At 43.1% G+C, this 17,979-nt stretch carries 16 protein-coding genes; all 16 read right to left on the bottom strand.

Annotation, left to right across the window (positions count from 1 at the left end; all coding sequences use genetic code 11):
- Positions 1-11 precede the first annotated feature (11 nt).
- A complete protein-coding gene (locus tag NOM01_RS02610) occupies positions 12-440 on the bottom strand; it encodes a cell division protein SepF (RefSeq protein ID WP_255746158.1) in 429 nt (142 codons plus the stop codon).
- A gap of 15 nt (positions 441-455) precedes the next feature.
- Positions 456-1,136: a YggS family pyridoxal phosphate-dependent enzyme gene (locus NOM01_RS02605; protein WP_255746156.1), complete on the bottom strand. Its 681-nt coding sequence runs from the start codon at positions 1,134-1,136 to the stop codon at positions 456-458.
- A gap of 2 nt (positions 1,137-1,138) precedes the next feature.
- Positions 1,139-1,972 (bottom strand): peptidoglycan editing factor PgeF, encoded by an 834-nt coding sequence (gene pgeF / locus NOM01_RS02600; protein WP_255746154.1) that lies wholly within the window; start codon positions 1,970-1,972, stop codon positions 1,139-1,141.
- Positions 1,973-2,050: 78 nt separating this feature from the next.
- Positions 2,051-2,320: a YlmC/YmxH family sporulation protein gene (locus NOM01_RS02595; protein ID WP_255746153.1), complete on the bottom strand. Its 270-nt coding sequence runs from the start codon at positions 2,318-2,320 to the stop codon at positions 2,051-2,053.
- A 149-nt stretch (positions 2,321-2,469) separates the two neighbouring features.
- Positions 2,470-3,249: an RNA polymerase sporulation sigma factor SigG gene (gene sigG, locus NOM01_RS02590; RefSeq protein WP_255746152.1), complete on the bottom strand. Its 780-nt coding sequence runs from the start codon at positions 3,247-3,249 to the stop codon at positions 2,470-2,472.
- Between the two features lie 165 nt (positions 3,250-3,414).
- Entirely contained in the window at positions 3,415-4,125 is a 711-nt protein-coding gene (gene sigE / locus NOM01_RS02585; RefSeq protein ID WP_255746151.1) for an RNA polymerase sporulation sigma factor SigE, read from the bottom strand.
- A 30-nt stretch (positions 4,126-4,155) separates the two neighbouring features.
- A complete protein-coding gene (spoIIGA, locus tag NOM01_RS02580) occupies positions 4,156-5,079 on the bottom strand; it encodes a sigma-E processing peptidase SpoIIGA (protein WP_255746150.1) in 924 nt (307 codons plus the stop codon).
- Between the two features lie 336 nt (positions 5,080-5,415).
- Positions 5,416-6,591, bottom strand: a complete 1,176-nt coding sequence (gene ftsZ, locus NOM01_RS02575) for a cell division protein FtsZ (RefSeq protein WP_255746149.1) — start codon at positions 6,589-6,591, stop codon at positions 5,416-5,418.
- A 37-nt stretch (positions 6,592-6,628) separates the two neighbouring features.
- Positions 6,629-7,915 (bottom strand): cell division protein FtsA, encoded by a 1,287-nt coding sequence (gene ftsA, locus NOM01_RS02570; protein ID WP_255746148.1) that lies wholly within the window; start codon positions 7,913-7,915, stop codon positions 6,629-6,631.
- Positions 7,916-8,329: 414 nt separating this feature from the next.
- Positions 8,330-9,112 carry a cell division protein FtsQ/DivIB gene (locus NOM01_RS02565; protein WP_255746147.1) on the bottom strand — a complete coding sequence of 261 codons (783 nt, stop codon included), beginning with the start codon at positions 9,110-9,112 and terminating at the stop codon, positions 8,330-8,332.
- A gap of 168 nt (positions 9,113-9,280) precedes the next feature.
- Complete coding sequence (gene spoVE, locus NOM01_RS02560) at positions 9,281-10,378, bottom strand: stage V sporulation protein E (RefSeq protein WP_255746146.1); 1,098 nt, start codon at positions 10,376-10,378, stop codon at positions 9,281-9,283.
- A gap of 64 nt (positions 10,379-10,442) precedes the next feature.
- Positions 10,443-11,804, bottom strand: coding sequence for a UDP-N-acetylmuramoyl-L-alanine--D-glutamate ligase (murD, locus tag NOM01_RS02555; protein ID WP_255746145.1), 1,362 nt, complete (start codon positions 11,802-11,804; stop codon positions 10,443-10,445).
- Positions 11,801-12,778, bottom strand: coding sequence for a phospho-N-acetylmuramoyl-pentapeptide-transferase (gene mraY, locus NOM01_RS02550; RefSeq protein ID WP_255746144.1), 978 nt, complete (start codon positions 12,776-12,778; stop codon positions 11,801-11,803). The genes murD and mraY overlap by 4 nt, the downstream gene beginning before the upstream one ends.
- Before the next feature lie 139 nt (positions 12,779-12,917).
- The gene (locus NOM01_RS02545) at positions 12,918-14,288 is read right to left on the bottom strand and encodes a UDP-N-acetylmuramoyl-tripeptide--D-alanyl-D-alanine ligase (protein ID WP_255746143.1); all 1,371 of its coding nucleotides are present in this window, start codon (positions 14,286-14,288) and stop codon (positions 12,918-12,920) included.
- A 42-nt stretch (positions 14,289-14,330) separates the two neighbouring features.
- The gene (locus NOM01_RS02540; RefSeq protein WP_255746142.1) at positions 14,331-15,800 is read right to left on the bottom strand and encodes a UDP-N-acetylmuramoyl-L-alanyl-D-glutamate--2,6-diaminopimelate ligase; all 1,470 of its coding nucleotides are present in this window, start codon (positions 15,798-15,800) and stop codon (positions 14,331-14,333) included.
- Positions 15,801-15,979: 179 nt separating this feature from the next.
- Entirely contained in the window at positions 15,980-17,920 is a 1,941-nt protein-coding gene (locus tag NOM01_RS02535; RefSeq protein ID WP_255746141.1) for a stage V sporulation protein D, read from the bottom strand.
- Positions 17,921-17,979: the final 59 nt, after the last annotated feature.

Genomic DNA, 17,979 nt, shown 5'->3' with positions numbered 1-17,979 from the left:
TCAAATTTTAATTAGTCTTCTGGCCAATTACTGATCATACCTGATATATCCACTTGTTCTGGAGCGAAAAGAAAGGTGTTTTTTCCGATTTTTCGTATTTGAGCATTTAGTGCGAACGCAGTTCCTCCCATAAAGTCAAGAATTCTTTGACCATGTTCTTTACTTGTCCCTTGGAGGCTGCATATAATCGTTTGCTTATTTTTCAGATAGCCGACAATCTCTTCGACCTCTTCAAAACGCTTAGGCTCAACAAGAACGACCTTACTTTGCTGGTGAACATTTTGGATCGCAACAATTCTGCCGCTCTTTTCCATTCTGCGTTGTTGTTCTTGAACCGGTTTGTTTCCTTCCGATTCATGAGCTGCGGACATTTGGCTTTCTGAGCGTTCCACTGTCTCCTCAAGATCAAAGAATCGTTTAAATGTGCCTTTAAGACCCATGATTCCCTTCTCCTTTCATTCATTACCTACAAGTGACGTTCCGATTCTCACAAACGTTGCGCCTTCTTCAACAGCAATCTCATAGTCATGCGACATTCCCATAGAAAGCTCTGTGCAAGGAGCGTAGTCAATCTTGCGATCATGAATCCGGTCACGCAGAACACGCAGCCGATGAAAAACGTGACGTATCACATCAAGATCTTCCGTATTCGGCGCCATTGTCATAAGACCAATAACGCGGAGATGCTCATAGTTGGCTAACGCATCAATAAATGAATCAAGCTGATCTTCAGTAATACCATGCTTAGACTCCTCACCAGAGATATTCATTTCGACAAAACAATTTAATGTTCCTTCTTTTATTCTTTTATTTAATTCATTCGCTAATTTCAGACGGTCCAGAGCGTGAAAATAATCGATTTTTCCCACAACATCTTTTACTTTACGCGTCTGCAAGGTACCAATCAAATGCCAAGTTACCCGATCATCATGAATAAATTTCTGTTTTTCGAGCAGGCCTTCCTTTCTGTTTTCCGCAAGATTGAAGATCCCGTTGTCCACTGCCTCCTGAGCTCGTTCTGCCGAGACATATTTAGTGACAGCAATCACGGTAACGTCTTCTGCATTCCGTCCGGAACGCTCACAAGCGGCATGAATCGTCGATTTCACATGTTTAAAATTATCCGCAACGTTCACGATTAAATGTTCTCCTTTTTCTTCATTCCAATATAGCCCATCATTCGCCCTGTTTTTCCTTGGTCTCGACGAAAGGAATAAAATAAGTTAGGATGTGCATAAGTATTGTAACTGCTCATTTGAATCTGATCCGCAGGCACTCCGCTTGCAACAAGAATTGATCGATTTAGTGTTTTCAGATTAAGCAGATAGTGCCCTTCTCCCTTGTCAATTACAGAAGCTGACCACACAGAGCGATCCAGCTTTTGAACTCCATTCATCACGTTTTGATCGACCTCGTAATCTTCAACTCCGATTGAGGGACCAATGACAATGTGAATCTTGGATGGAGATAAGCCAAGTTCACGGCACATGCGTTCCGTCATGCAGGCTGCACCGCCGGCCACTGTTCCTCTCCAGCCTGCATGCATAATTCCAATTGCATCCGGTTGATACGTACGATAATAGATAGGTACACAGTCAGCAAAGCAAAGTGCAAGCAAAAGATTCGGCTCGGTCGTAAACAATCCGTCCACACCCTGAACAACTGAATCAATAGAAAATGCCCCTGCTCCTGCAGATTTCCCTGTAACCTTGGCAATTTTCGTACGGTGTACCTGCTCGGCGCAAACCCATTGTTCAAGTGGAAATCCAATTTTTTTCGCAACAAGTCCTCGATTTACGATGACATCTTCAGAATTATCGCCGACATGAAGACCTAAATTCATAGAAGAGAAGGCGCCTTGACTTATCCCCTCTGCCCTCAATGTGATCCCTGAATAAATTTCATGGGTTTCACTTGATTCTGTTCTCAGATTCAATAACGGACCGTCTCGAAATGAAAAAGGCTCATTCACCACATTTCTTCCTCTCATCGTCACTGTGACAGATCTTTTCTTTTTATTCTACCATAATCAACAAAAAAACTCTTCACTTCATGAATCCTCGCGTTTTATCGTCGAATCGTGATCATTGTAGAAACGAACAAGAATCACATCTGCTCCAATTCTGACAATGTTGCTCCAAGGCACAACAATATCTTCCTCTTTCCCAAAAAAGCCCATAATCTTTCCTGCCCCTGGAATGATCAGATTATCAATCTTTCCTGAAGATAAATTCACATCCAGATCACCGATATGTCCTAATCGTTTGCCGTTCTCGACATTAACAACTTCTTTTGTCTGAAAATCAGAAATTCTAGGCATACTCATTCCTCCCCTACTGTCCCTAATATATGGGCAAGCAGCGGTATTGAGAAGTCATTTTGACAGTTTCATTACCTAGGAAATAGTTGTTTCGGGTTTGGTCGTTTATTCATTATTAATTAACAAAAAAACACTTGCTTGAGCAAGTGTTAGGGTCCGATTTCTTGGTTCATTTCTTTAATTGCCATTTTTTCAAGTCTTGATACTTGCGCCTGTGAAATACCAATTTCTTCAGCAACCTCCATTTGCGTCTTGCCATAAAAAAAGCGCATCGCAACAATTCGCTTTTCCCGATCATGAAGTTTGTTCATTGCTTCTTTTAACGAGATGTTATCTACCCATTCCCTGTCTCTATGCTTATCATCACTGATTTGATCCATAATAAATATTGGATCACCGCCATCGCTATAGATCGGCTCAAATAAAGATACTGGATCCTGAATGGCATCCATTGCGAACACAACATCTTCTACAGGCAGATCAAGCATCTTTGCCAGTTCCGCCGTTGTCGGCTCTGTCGAGTGTTTTGCTATGTAACGCTCTTTTGCCTGTAGCGCTTTGTAGGCCATATCTCGTAGTGATCTTGAAACGCGAATAGGATTGTTATCTCTCAGATAGCGACGAATTTCACCAATGATCATGGGAACAGCGTATGTTGAAAAGCGGACATTCTGACCCAGATCAAAATTATCAATGGATTTCATTAATCCGATACAACCGACTTGAAATAAATCGTCCACGGATTCACCGCGATTATTGAAGCGTTGGATGACACTTAAGACAAGTCGGAGGTTCCCATTTACCAACTTTTCTCTAGCCTCATGTTTGCCTGATTGAAGCTCAGCGAAAAGCTTTCGCATCTCCACATTGGTCAATACCGGAAGTTTTGATGTGTCCACTCCGCAGATTTCCACTTTGTGCCGTGCCATAGAAGATGACCCCCCATTGTCGAAAACTTGCGATAGCTGGTCGAAAATTGCCGAACATCAAATATCATATTCAGCTACTTATTCAACCTCTGCTATATGGTCAAGTATCTCCGTAGGAACCCATTTTATGCACGGTAAAAAAAGTACAAATCAGAACCCTTGATGCTAAGCCATTTTGCTGAATTCTTTTTTTAACCGTTTGATTATTCGTTTCTCAAGCCGCGAAATATATGATTGCGAAATCCCCAATTCGTCGGCGACATCCTTCTGAGTTTTCTCTTTTCCTCCAGATAATCCGAAACGAAGCGTCATAATTTCCTTTTCACGATCGTTGAGCATCAACATCGCCTTTTTTAACAGAGTCCGTTCCACTTTACGTTCCATATTTTTCGTTGTGACATCATTTTCTGTACCAAGCACATCTGATAAAAGCAATTCATTGCCATCCCAGTCGACATTCAAAGGCTCATCGAGCGACACCTCGGAACGTGTTCGACTGTTTCTGCGCAAATACATGAGTATCTCATTTTCGATACAACGCGAAGCATATGTGGCGAGCTTAATCTTCTTTTCAGGATTGAAGGTATTTACAGCCTTTATTAGGCCGATTGTGCCAATGCTGATGAGATCTTCAATATTAATTCGCGTATTGTCAAATTTGCGTGCAATATAGACAACGAGTCGGAGATTCCGTTCGATAAGGGTTGCTCGCACTTGAGGATCTCCCGAGGGAAGTTTTTTCATTAATTCAGCTTCCTCTTCCTTTGACAATGGAGAAGGCAGCCCATCGCTCCCGCCGATATAGTATATTTCATTAGGTTTAACACCTAGCTTTATTAGTACCCAATGCCAAAGTTTTAAAAAACTGATTTTCATCCTGAGTGACCTCCTTATTTTTGTACAAAGTCATGAAGCCGTATCAATCACATTTCCATGGAGCAGCATGTCCGGGTGCAAGATACTGTTGAAATCTCCGGATGAGCTTAGTGAATGGTCAACAAATGCAACGAGCGATTTCGTGCATTCCATTTTCTTTCCCTCAAACATAATGACGACTTGATCCGGCCGTACAGCTAGCGACAATTGATTTGATCCGTCGACAGCTCGATATGGAATCCATGCGATCCTATTTCGCCATTCTTCCGGTATGCTGTTTAATTCCGGTGGCACTAACTGCCGACTGTCCATTTGAAAAAGAACTTTTGGAATACGATCTCCGCAGGCACTTTTTTCAACAAACATCACTGGAGCGCGAGTCAACGGATCTACCAATTTATTGCCGCTGTCAATCATTGCTTTTGCATCAATACAGATATCGAAAAAGCGTAGTCTTACATCTGTAAGCGTTGTGCTGTTCCACTTTCTGACCACAGTCTGATCAATCCGCTTCTTTGAAAAAACCCATAGAATTGGGAACCCAATACATACAGTGATCCAACTGATCGGATCACCATAATTCGTTGTGTTTAAAAAGCGGTTGCTCGCATAAAATGAAGCGTCTTGAAAGAAATAGTGTACGGCGAACAATCCTCCACCGGTCGCAAAAGCCGAAAAATAAAAGGCAGCGAGATTCTGAAGAAAAATGGAAACTCGATGAAAGCCGAAGGCAACGAGAATGATTAAAGCAGAGTACAACAGTTTCCCAAGCGGTTGATCCACAATGAAGGCCGCAGGTGTAAAGAGTATCAGTACGACGGCCGAGGCAATGATGGCACCCGACCAAAGCCGCAGCCTGCTCGTCTGCCGTTTGAGCATGAGTGCGGTTAATTTCAGCAAACAAGCGTCAATGAATAAGTTAAGTGCCCAAACTGCATCCAGATAGACGACCAACGTCCCACCTTCTTCGCATGTTTAGGATTAGTATACGGGCAGTAGTATGGAAAGTCTGTCACACTGTGGGTGGAATTTTACTGTTATTTTGGCTGCTTTTGTCGCACCGTTGAACAATTAATTTTTGAACAAGATGAACGATTTACCGAAAAAAAATTATCACAAGAAACGCCTATGAAACGAATATAAAAATTATTTTGAGGAATATAAAAGTGGATACATCATTCTTATAACTTACACAAAAAAACTCGCAGTCAGGACATCAATCCTGAACAGCGAGTTTGTTTTCTATCATTTGGGAGAAAATAAACCGGAAACAACGATCAAATTCCAGTGTTACTCATTTTTTCTGCGGCGATTACGCAGAAAGGTCGGGATGTCAAGCGTCTCTTCATCGTCAACGATACTGCGTGAGCGATGTACCGGTTGCTGAACCGGGCTTGCCGTTTCATCCCGATGGTGCTCACGAAGTTTCGTTTGGTTCAAACCTTCCGTACTTTGCCTTCTGCGAAGGAAAAGATCTCCTTCAGTCTGTTGTTGAGCTTCTCCGGACTTTTCGCGTTCCTCAAAGCCGGTGGCGATTACTGTAACGACAATCTCATCATCAAGTTCTTCGCGAATAACTGAACCAAAAATCATGTTCACTTCTTCGTCTGCAGCCGTTGCAACAATATCCGCCGCTTCATTGACTTCATAAAGGCTTAAATTCGTGCCTCCGGTTATGTTCATCAGCACACCTTTGGCCCCATCAATTGATTTTTCAAGCAGTGGACTGGAAATTGCCTTTTTTGCTGCTTCGGCAGCTCGATTCTCGCCTGAAGCAACGCCGATTGCCATCAATGCCGAACCGCCTTCAGTCATAATTGTCTTTACATCGGCAAAATCAAGGTTAATCAGACCTGGAACCGAAATAAGATCCGAGATGCCTTGAACACCCTGACGAAGTACATTATCTGCTTCTCTAAAGGCATCAAGCATCGGTGTGTTCTTGTCTACAATTTCCAGAAGCCGATCATTAGGGATCACAATCAGTGTATCAACTTTTTCCTTTAGATTGCCGATACCGCTCTGGGCCTGCTTTGCACGCTTTCTGCCTTCAAATGTGAACGGACGGGTAACAACACCAACAGTGAGTGCCCCGACTTCTTTTGCAACTTCAGCAATGACAGGTGCAGCACCGGTACCTGTACCGCCACCCATGCCAGCAGTTACAAAAACCATATCCGCTCCCTGCAGCACTTCTTCCACTTGATCATGGCTTTCCTCAGCCGCTTTTTTGCCAACTTCAGGATTAGCACCTGCCCCTAGTCCTCGCGTCAGCTTTTCTCCAAGCTGAAGCTTAACGTCTGCCTTAGAAAGTTTAAGTGCTTGGGCATCCGTATTCGCGCAAATGAATTCAACGCCTTGAATCCCGCTTTCAATCATTCGGTTAACTGCGTTATTTCCACCGCCGCCAACCCCAATGACTTTTATTTTGGCTAGATGTTCCATCTCCGTATCGTGATCATACATTGTTCATTTCCTCCCATTTAATCATTCCGCTGCCCGATCAATCAAAGAACAGATTAAACCAATTTTTTACCTTGGTCGTGACGCCTTCATGCTCTTTTGGGGTCTGTTTTGATTTTTTCTGTTTGTGCTGTTTCTGTACAGCTTCATAACGCTCATGCTCAGGGGCAATAGCAGCTGCAATCTCTTTCCCCTGTATTTTGACGTTGTGGTAGGCAAATTGGATCAAACCGATGCAAGCTGTATATTTAGGCTCGCGCACGCCAATGTAATCAGGCGAGGCAATACGCACACTGGAATTTAAATGATGTGCTGCTAAATCTGCTACACCAGGCATCGCAGTGACTCCGCCGGTAAACACATAGCCACCGGGAAGATCGTAAATACCGATGCGCCGCAGTTCCTCGCGTATAATTTCAAATAGTTCTTCCATACGCGCTTGAATAATTTCAGCCAAATCTTCTTGATTCAGTGATTGCTTTTTGTCGCTTCCAATTTGCGATACGGTAAACGTATCTTCATCAGAAGCCGCACCTAAATAAGCTACGCCATGCTTTATTTTTGCATTTTCTGCTTCATCCATAGGGATTTTTTGGATAATGGATATATCCTTTGTAATATGATTTCCGCCGATAGGAAGTTCAAAAGTCGAAACCAATGTGCCTTGGTCAAATACTGCCACACTTGTGGAGCCGCCACCGATATCAATAAGCGCGACACCTAAATTTTTCTCGTCATTCGACAACGCGACAGAGCCCAATGCGAGCGGTTGGAGGCAAACATCCGAAATAGTTAATCCCGCACGTTCGACACATCGAAGAAGATTATGAAGCAAAGTCTTTGAGCCTGTGATCAGTGTTCCTTCCATTTCGAGACGAACACCGATCATTCCTCTCGGATCATGAATTTCATCAACGCCGTCAACAATGAACTGCTCAGGGATAACATCAATAATCTCTCGCTCCGGAGGTATTGACATCACTTGGGCAGCATCGATTACTCTTGCGATATCCTCATTCCCTATCTCATGAGATTCGCCGGAAACTGCAACAACACCATGACAGCTTCTGAGCTGGATATGATTTCCGGAAATGCCGACAATCACACTTTTAATGCCGATACCAACCATACGTTCAGCCTGTTCAACAGCATTGCCAATCGAGCGGACCGTCGCATCAATGTCGACGATCGCCCCTTTTTTTATCCCGTACGAAGACGCTTCACCAACACCAATAACATTTAAACGTTCCCCTGCCATCTCGCCGATCACGGTCTTTATACTGGACGTGCCGATATCCAGACTGACAAAAACATCCTCACTGTTCATTCTGTGGCACCCCCTTTTTCTTGAATATCTTTGATGATTTCTCTATTCAGGGATGATTGGATCGAGCAAGTAACATACGAATATCTGCAATTCATTTTTGGAGACATTATTTTCAACCCAATACTTTTTTCTGTTCCGGTTAAATAGAGTCAAACCTTAGTACTGTTTGTATTCTACAAAATGGAGCAATTCCCTTTTAAAATTTCAAAGCGTATTTAAATTGATCGTATTTCACAAATATATCGGCATTTATTCAGACAAAGTGAATAGATATATAGACCTATTCATTTGAAAGAGCCGAAAAAAGTTAATACTATTAAATACTTAACTATTTAATAGTCTACACCAACTTGAAGTACTAGAAAAGATTAATTTGCTTGTTTTGCGAAATGACTGAGGAGATTTTTCATGCTTTTATTTTTTGTTTGCATCCTGAGTCGTACCCTGATCTGAATCATCTGGAATAAAGTAGGTACCAACACTTAAATGGATGGTTCCGAGCTTCCCTTTTGGCAAATTAGCAGCGATCTCAGGATATAATTTAATGTTCTGCGCAAAGGTTTGTGTGCTGGCGATGACTTTGTTTCCGTCATTCATATATAAAACAAGATCGTCTCCGCTTCCTGATTTTCCTATGTAATGAATATCAGAAATATTATGTGCCATCTGTTTGGAAACCTTAGAAAGCCCTTCAGCGACTTTTTTAAGGGGACCAGATTTTGAAAATCCAAACAGAACAGGTGCATCGACAGGCAGTTTACCGCTTTGAAGTTTACTCAGCATCGCGCCATTTTGAAGAATGGGATAAAAGCTGCCGTCCTTTTGCAAATAGGCCTTGCGCGTGTACTCGGTAACTATGATCTTAACTTGATTTGGAAATTTCTTCTCGATCACAGCTGTTCTTACTGTTGGTAATTTTTCAATGCTTTGAGCAACAGCCTTCTTACGGATATCCCATATATGTGTTTTATTCGTGATGCCGCTCGCTTTTATGACTTTATCGCTGCTCACTATTTGCTCGCCTTCAACAGCAATTGAGTGTACTCGGCTTAGAGGAGATTGAAAATAAACGACAATAAGTATCAAGAAAAAAAATAGAGAAGCGTAAAAAGCAAAACGCCGATTCGCTTTCCGTTTTCGTTCCTTCTTTAATTGGGGCAGTCGATCCTCAAGCGCGACAACCTTCTTCTTGTCCATAGCATTCTCTCCTCCGCATACCTTGAACTGAAAATACAACCGGTATCCTGCGGGCATTTAATTTCTCACTTATCCGGCACCTTCTATTGTATTTTCTTTTGAAAAAAACAGCAAACCCTGTTTACTGAAAAACAGGGTTGCGATTAGACCATTGATGTGTGTAGACAGTCAGTTTATGTGGCTGCTGACATTTAACAAAATACCGATCGACACAAGCATTAGCGTCAGTGATGACCCACCGTAACTGAGGAACGGTAAGGTAATCCCTGTTACAGGAATCAGCCCGGTTACAACCGCGATGTTAATCATAATTTGAATTGCAATCATGCCGGTAATTCCTACAGCGAGCAGCGTTCCGAAAAGATCCGGTGCCTTTATGGCGATCAAAATGCCGCGCCAGAGCAAGAGACAAAAGAGCAGAAGTACAAAAGCTGCTCCAATAAACCCAAGTTCTTCGCAAACAATAGAAAAAATAAAATCGGTCTGCGGCTCCGGAAGATATTGATATTTTTGCCTGCTTTGTCCCAATCCGAATCCAAGCAGACCGCCTGGTCCAATCGCAAGCAAGGACTGCGTGATTTGAAAGCCGCCATTCTTAGGATCTTGCCACGGATTAAAAAATGCTGACAAGCGTTTCAAGCGATACGGAGCAGAAAGGATTAAACCTGCCAAACCAAGTATACCTACTGAGCCCATAAGAACAAAATGCTTGATGCGCGCCCCTGCAACAAAGATCATGAGCACGCAGGTAAGCACCAGCACCATCCCAGTTCCAAGATCAGGTTGTAGCATAATCAGCCCAAACGCTAAGATTACCGGCATGAGTGCCGGAATGAGTCCCTTGCGAAAGTTCGGCAGACGTGACTGATGCTCCGAAAGATAGTTCGAAAGAAATAAAATCAGTGCGACCTTGGTAAATTCTGACGGCTGTATTGAAAATGCACCGACGCCGAGCCAGCTGCTCGCCCCGCCGCGAACGAGACCTACACCCGGAATTAAAACAATCACAAGCAGAAAATAGCAGCCAATCAAGCCTATTTTCGCCCATGCTCTCCAAAAGTGATAATCAATCTGCATGACAGCAAACATCAAGGCTGCCCCGATCGAAGCAAATAGCAACTGCCGTTTCAAAAAATACAGTGAATCGCCGAATTCGTTAGCCGCCTTTACAGCACTTGCACTATAAACCATCATCAACCCTATAGTGAGCAAAGCAAAAGTTATGATCAGCAGCACGAGATCAGGTGATTGACGATACTTGCGCATGAGCATCACTCCGTTCAGATCAGGGACACGGATTGCCGAAGCTCATCATCACCGGCCTGTCCCCTTATCTAAACTTATTCACTTCTGCGATAAAAATGTCACCGCGCTGCTCAAAAGATTTATATTGATCCCAGCTTGCACATGCTGGAGAAAGCAAAATAACATCGCCTGGTTTGGATAAAGCAAAGGCTTCCGGAACAGCAGCCTCGACATTCTCAACTTCCCTGATCACGGGAATTGACGCTTTTTCACAAGCATCAAGCAATTTCTTCTGCGTTTGACCGAAAAGAAGCACTGCTTTAATCGGTGCCTTCTTTAATTCAGGAATCAGCGCATCAAATGTGTTCCCGCGATCGAGTCCGCCTGCAAGAAGAACAATTTCTTTCCCTGGAAAAGCATGCAGTGCCTTGGTTGTTGCAATAATATTCGTTGCTTTAGAATCGTTGTAGACGGTTCGCCCCTGCACGACATCCACATATTCCAGACGATGACGAGCGCCTTTAAAAGAACGCAGCACGTCAGCCATATGCTGCTTCGGAACCCCATATACACCGGCAACAGCCACTGCCGCAAGTGCATTCATTAAATTGTGCTCGCCCGGCAGACCCATTTCATCCACCTTCATGATTGGCTCATTTTTAAAATAAATAACTGATTCAGAGACATAAGCCCCATCTTCCACCTTTGTTTTCAATGAAAAAGGAACTTTTCGTGCCTTTGATTTTTCAGCGATATAAGCGACGACGCGCTCACTGTCGGCATTATAAACGAGCGCATCCTCCGCAGTCTGATTGGTAGTAATACGCGCCTTTGCTTCAGCATAATTTTTAACCGTTCCATGATAATCCAAATGATGATCAAATATGTTCAGGACAACAGCTGTATGTGGGTGAAACTTTCTTGTTCCTAAAAGTTGAAAACTTGAAAGTTCCGCTACAATCACGTCTTCTTCGGTTGCTTTTTGAACAACTGAAGTCAGTGCCGTACCGATGTTTCCGGCGACAATGGGTTCATATTTCGACCCCTTCATCATCTCACCGATCAGCATCGTCGTTGTCGTTTTCCCGTTTGAACCTGTTATTCCAATAAACTGTGCATCGGATAATAGTCCTGCAATTTCCACTTCAGTCACAATGGGTATATTCAGTTCAATGGCTCTTTGAACCATAGGATTTGTATAGGGAATGCCTGGGTTTTTGATCATTAAGTCAATGCCGTCAAGAAGTTCGAGAGGATGTCCGCCTCCAACAACGTGGATTCCAGCAGATTTCAAGTCGCGTGCATGATCGTTTGCACTTAAATCACTGCGGTCATTAACCGTAATATCAGCGCCCATGCTTTTGGTCAGTTTTGCAGCTGCATAACCGCTCTTGCCCAAACCTAAGACAAGAATTTTTTTGTTCGTAAATTCATTCGATGTTTTCAACTGACAACCCCCACCTTCAGATAGATACCAATTACAGCGAGCATGAGCCCAACGACCCAAAATACGGTTACGACTTTCCACTCCGACCAACCTGACAGTTCAAAGTGATGATGAATCGGACTCATTTTAAATACTCTGTGTCCCGTCGTCTTAAAGGCAATTACTTGAATAATGACAGATAATGTTTCAATAGCAAAGACACCGCCAATAATGGCAAGCAAAATCTCCGTATTTGTTAAAATGGCCATGCCTGCAAGTGCACCGCCGATCGCAAGCGAGCCAGTATCACCCATGAACACGCGTGCCGGATGTGCATTAAAGATCAAGAAGCCTAGAAGTGCACCAAGCATAACTGTCGCAAATACAGCCACACCTAGGTTCATTGCAAACCAAGCGATCACCGCATAAGCACCAAAGGCTATAACGGACAGTCCGGAAAGGAGTCCGTCCATACCGTCAGTTAAGTTTGTTGCGTTAGGGACACCTATTAATAGAAAGATAACAAAAACCGGATAAAACCAGTGCAGATTGATCATATAGTTGGTCCCTGGGAAGGACAAATAAGTTGAGTAGTCATATCGCGTAACAATGAACCAAAAAATAAGCGAGATGACAATTTGCGCCGCCATTTTCTGCTTCGATGTCAGGCCCATGTTGCGTTTCATTGAGATTTTAATAAAATCATCAAGCAGCCCCACAAGGCCGAACCCCAATGTTACAAACAGCAACATGTAAGTATCTTGTGAGTTAACATGGTACTTTAAACCCATTACAAGAATACCTGCGAGTAATCCGATTAAAAAAATGATGCCGCCCATTGTCGGTGTCCCGCTTTTCTTTTGATGGCTCTTCGGCCCTTCTTCTCGGATATACTGCCCGAAATGAAATCTCCTTAAAAGCGGAATGAAAAAAGGTGCAAAAACAAGTGTCACTAGAAAAGATATAGCCAATCCAAATAATAAGGTCAATGTCATGAATCCTTTCGCTCCTTTTAATGCGCGCTGCCCATTACCTAAACACAAGAAATTGTTCTATGATGATGTTAATATTTCGCCTAGTCTTACCCATCGGCAAGTTTTCTTTATCAGGTCATCAAATTAAATGATTCGATTTTTAAGCGTGCAAACCTGCTGATAACTCTTCAAGCTTAAGAAGCCTTGATGCCTTGAACAGCATCACCGTTTTGTCATCAAGCAACGATTCAAGGTAAGTTTGCGCCGCTGCTTTTGTTTCAAATGATTGCACATCTATTGCCTGATCTCCGCCAATTTCACGCAAACCGTCCGCAATCCAAGCTCCTTTTTCACCGATCGTCACAACATGGGTCAATGGAGCTGTCAAAAACTTAGCAATACTTTTGTGCTGATTTTCCTCATTTTTTCCAAGCTCATACATATCGCCAAGCACCGCCACTCTGCGTCTGAAACCGGGCAGTTTCTTCAGTGTTTCAAGAGAAGCTTTCATTGAGGATGGGCTGGCATTATAACAATCTTCAATTAGAGTCGACCCATTCAGCCCATCAACTTTTTGAAAACGTAGTTTTGTCAAATGTAGATGTTCTAATCCATTGCGGATGGTCTCAATATCTGCTCCCAAAATTCTGGCAGCAGCAAAGCTGAGAACTGCATTTTTCACATTATGTCTGCCAAGCACCGGGATTTTAAAGCAATCCTTCTGCCTATTCAGTGAAAAACGGCTTCCATTCACAGATTCAGAAATGTCCGTAATACACCAATTATTTTGAACGTCAAAACCGCAACGCACAATCTGATAAGCATATGTCTGAATGTTTGCAAGAAGCGGTTCGTCGCCGTCCAATATCAGAGTGCCTCGTTTTTTTAACCCATTGACAATTTCGAGTTTTGCTTTCGCAATTCCTTCTCTGCTTCCTAAATACTCAATATGTGATTCACCGATGTTGGTGATGATTGCAATATCCGGTTTTGCCATTTGACTTAGAAAGGTCAATTCACCAAAATGGTTCATTCCCATTTCAAGCACGAGAACTTGCGTATCTTCGGACATCGATAATATGGTCAGCGGAACACCGATATGATTATTTAAATTCCCCTGCGTTTTCACTGTTCTGAACATCTGAGAAAGAATGCTGTAGATCATATCTTTTGTTGTCGTTTTCCCATTCGATCCAGTGACAGCAATGATTTTCGGCCGAACTTGATTCAAATAACTTTTTGCCATACTTTGCAAAGAAGTTAATGTATCGCGAACAAAAAAAACAGGGAAATTTGCCGGCAATGCATCAGGCAGCGGTTCTCTCTCCATCCAAAGTGCAGCAACTGCCCCATTCGCTATTGCCTGACTTAAAAATTGGTGACCATTGAAGTTTGCACCTACCAAAGGAACAAAAAGGCCGCTTTCATTTGATTTGCGGCTGTCGGTCATGATGTTCAGTCGATCAATGTGTCCGGCATCACCGATTGACTGAATCGCCTGGCCTCTGACAATATCTACTCCAATACTCATCGATTACTCTCTCCTAATGTCATGCGAACACTTGATGTTCGATTATTTAATAGTATTACGTTCAAGAATTGCTGAGCGCGCTTCTTCACGATCGTCAAAATGATGTTTTGTCGTACCGATAATCTGATAATCTTCATGACCTTTACCTGCAATGAGTACGATGTCGCCGCTTTCGGCATGTTGCATCGCAAACTGTATTGCTTTGCGTCTGTCAATAATCTTCTTATAAGAACGTCCTTTCACACCGTTTTCCATTTCATCAAGTATAGCATCAGGGTCCTCAGTGCGCGGATTGTCTGACGTCAAAATGGCTAGATCGCTCTTGTCTACAGCAATTTTAGCCATGATCGGACGCTTTCCTCGCTCACGGTCTCCCCCACACCCAACAATGGCGATTACACGTTTTTTTGCGAATTCCCTGATTGTATCAAGAGCATTTTCCAGACTGTCCGGTGTGTGTGAATAGTCCACAATTACAGTGAATTTCTGACCGGCATCAACAGGTTCGAAGCGTCCGGAGACACCTTTTATTTGTTCGACTGTGTGAATCATTTCCATTATGTCGAGTCCGCTAACGGAACAAGCGGCCAGAGCCGCCAGGACGTTGTACACACTGAATTTACCGATTAATTTCATCGATACCGGATAAGACTTTCCTGCGGTCTCCAAAATAAAATCCGTGCCTGATGGTTTTATCTGAATCGATGTCGCACGGAAATCGGCGGCCTTATTAATACCATATGAAATGACATGGACAGCCGTCATATGTCTGTATACATCAGATACCGGATCGTCTACATTCAAGACCGCGGCTTTTTTTTGACCGCCGTAGCTGTTGCCAAGTTGTGAAAAGAGCAGGCTTTTTGCATACATGTAGTCCTTCATTGTTCCATGAAGGTCCAAATGGTCTTCTGTTAAATTGGTAAAAATACCGATGTTAAAATCACAACCGTGAACCCTTCCATCATAGAGTGCGTTCGATGACGTTTCCATGACAGCGGAGACAGCCCCTTGAGCTTTCATTTTAGCTAAATTTTTATGGACAAGGTGAACCTCAGGCGTTGTATTCTGTACCGGAATAAATTCATTTTTATAACGCATCCCCATCGTACCGATCAGACCGGTATTCATTCCCGCTGCCTCTTGAATTGATTGCACGAGATACGTGATCGTTGTCTTTCCATTTGTTCCTGTAACACCGATCATGTGCAGATGGTGACTCGGATGTCCGTAATAGTGATCAGCAACCATTGCCAAAGCTCTATGTGTATCACTCACATAAATTACAGGAATCGAAACATCAATACGATCCTGAGCAATGATGGCAGCTGCACCGCTTTTTTCTGCCTGGGCTGCAAAATGATGTCCATCGACATGATGACCCTTGATGCAAAAAAACAAGGATCCAGGCTTAACAAGCCGTGAATCGATAATGAGATCATTAATTTCTGGATTTCCCATTCCTTCTTGCTGAAAAAAAGCAAGCGCCGTCAGGCAATCCGCAAGTTTCATTGATTGACACGTCCCTCAACTTTATCTGAATCACATACATAACCCGCTGGTCTCTTCAAACATCAGATACCTGAGCGAGGCAAGGGGCAATCAAATATTTCCTGATCATCCCTCAGGACTTATGTATGCCCAAGAACCAGCTTAAAAACACAGCGGCTCCCTTGCGTCCATTGCTTATTTTAATCGTCTGCTTTCTTTTTGTCACCTAAGTATATCATTATTGTTGAACCTTGTTTGACCTTAACCCCAGCTTTCGGAGACTGCATGGTAACAACATCGCCGCTTCCTTCAGTCTTCAGCTTCAGATCAATTAAAGTGTTTCGTAAGTCATTTTTATCCATTCCTTTTAAATCCGGAATAGTAATCATCGGCTGGTCCGGCCAGCGAGCCTCTTTCTCTAATCCACCCGTTTGTTTTTTGACACCCATTGCGCTCAAACTGTCGCTGATAATACGTCCGGCAATCGGTGCGGAAACTGTACCGCCGAACTGGACTGTACCTTTAGGATTGTCAACCGCGACGTAAACGACGATTTTCGGATTATTGGCCGGTGCAAATCCCATAAACGATACAATGTAGTTATTACTCATATAGCGCCCCGTCTTTGGATCGACCTTCTGTGCCGTTCCGGTTTTCCCACCAATCCGATAGCCCTGAACATAGGCATTGCGTCCTGTACCTTGCGCCACGACACTTTCTAGAGTACTCCGAACTTCTTTTGATGTTGCTTCTGAAATAACACGCCTTTTCATCACAGGTTCGATCCGATTGATCGTTTTGCCCGTATCCGTATCAATCCATGCCTTTGCCAGTTGCGGTTGATAGAGATAACCGCCATTGACCGCTGCAGAAACTGCAGTGATTTGCTGAATCGGGGTTACCGATACACCTTGACCAAATGCCGTTGTAGCTGCTTCCAGCGGACCGATTTTATTTTTATTAAATAAGATACCTTTCGCTTCACCTTGAAGATCAATGCCCGTCTTCTCCCCGAAACCAAATTTATCAATATAGGAAAATAATTTATCCTTGCCGATCCGTTCCCCAAGTGCTACAAAACCAGGGTTGCATGAATTCTGCACGACTTGCAGAAATGTTTCAGATCCATGGCCTCCTCTTTTCCAGCAATGAAGCTTCGATCCGGCAACTTCGATCGCTCCTGAATCATAGAAATGATCCTTATTCAAATCAACCGCCTTTTCTTGAAGAGCAGCTGCAAGTGTGATGACCTTAAAGGTTGATCCTGGTTCATAGGTCTTCCAGATCGGCAAATTATGATTATACACTTCTGGTGAAACTTTTTTATAATTTTCAGGGTTAAAATCAGGTTTCGTTGACATGCCAAGAATTGCACCCGTGTTCGGGTCCATTGCAATCGCCATGGCGCTGTCAGGATTATAGGTAGCTACCGCATTATTTAATTCACGTTCAATAATTGACTGCACCCGAGAATCAATGGTCAGCTTCAGGCTTGAGCCACTGGTTGGCGGAACATATTTATCTTTCAGATCCGACATTCGATTGCCGTTCACATCAGAAAAGAAGTCAACATGGCCGTTTTTCCCTTTCAGTCCATCATTATAATATGACTCAAGTCCCGTCAACCCTTGATTATCAATACCTGCAAACCCAAGCACGTGAGACAAATAATTGCCTTTTGGATAATCACGCTTAAAATCTTCAGCGACAAATACACCGGGAAGGCCCAACGCTTTAACTTGTGCTGCCTTCTCATTCGAAATTTTTCTTCCTTCAGGTGTTATGCGCACGATTGATTCCACTTTCGAAATTTTTTCGTAAGCTTTTTTTTCGCTCATATTCAGAACAGATGCCAGTTTTTCCGCTGTCAACTTTTTATTTTTCACTTGTCGCGGTACGACAAGAACAGACGGGCTGCTCACATTTGTCGCCAGAACTTTTCCTCGGCTATCCAAAATACGGCCTCGTTCGGCCTCATAAGGAATCTCTCTGCTCCAAGATTTCAGTGCATAATTCATCAGCCATTTATTATGAAAAACTTGCAGATATGCCAGTCTGCCAATAAAAATCGCAAAGATTATGAGCCCTGCGGACAGGAAAAACAACAACCGCCTTCTAACGGTAACTTTCGACACACGCACGTTTAGCCCCTCCCATCGTTCCTTGTCCTACCCATATGAAGGGACAAGGCATAATAGAA

This window comes from Sporolactobacillus sp. STSJ-5 (assembly GCF_024385605.1).
GTDB lineage: Bacteria > Bacillota > Bacilli > Bacillales > Sporolactobacillaceae > Sporolactobacillus.
Note: the sequence above shows the minus strand (reverse complement) of the source record. Positions and strands in the feature narration are given on the sequence as shown.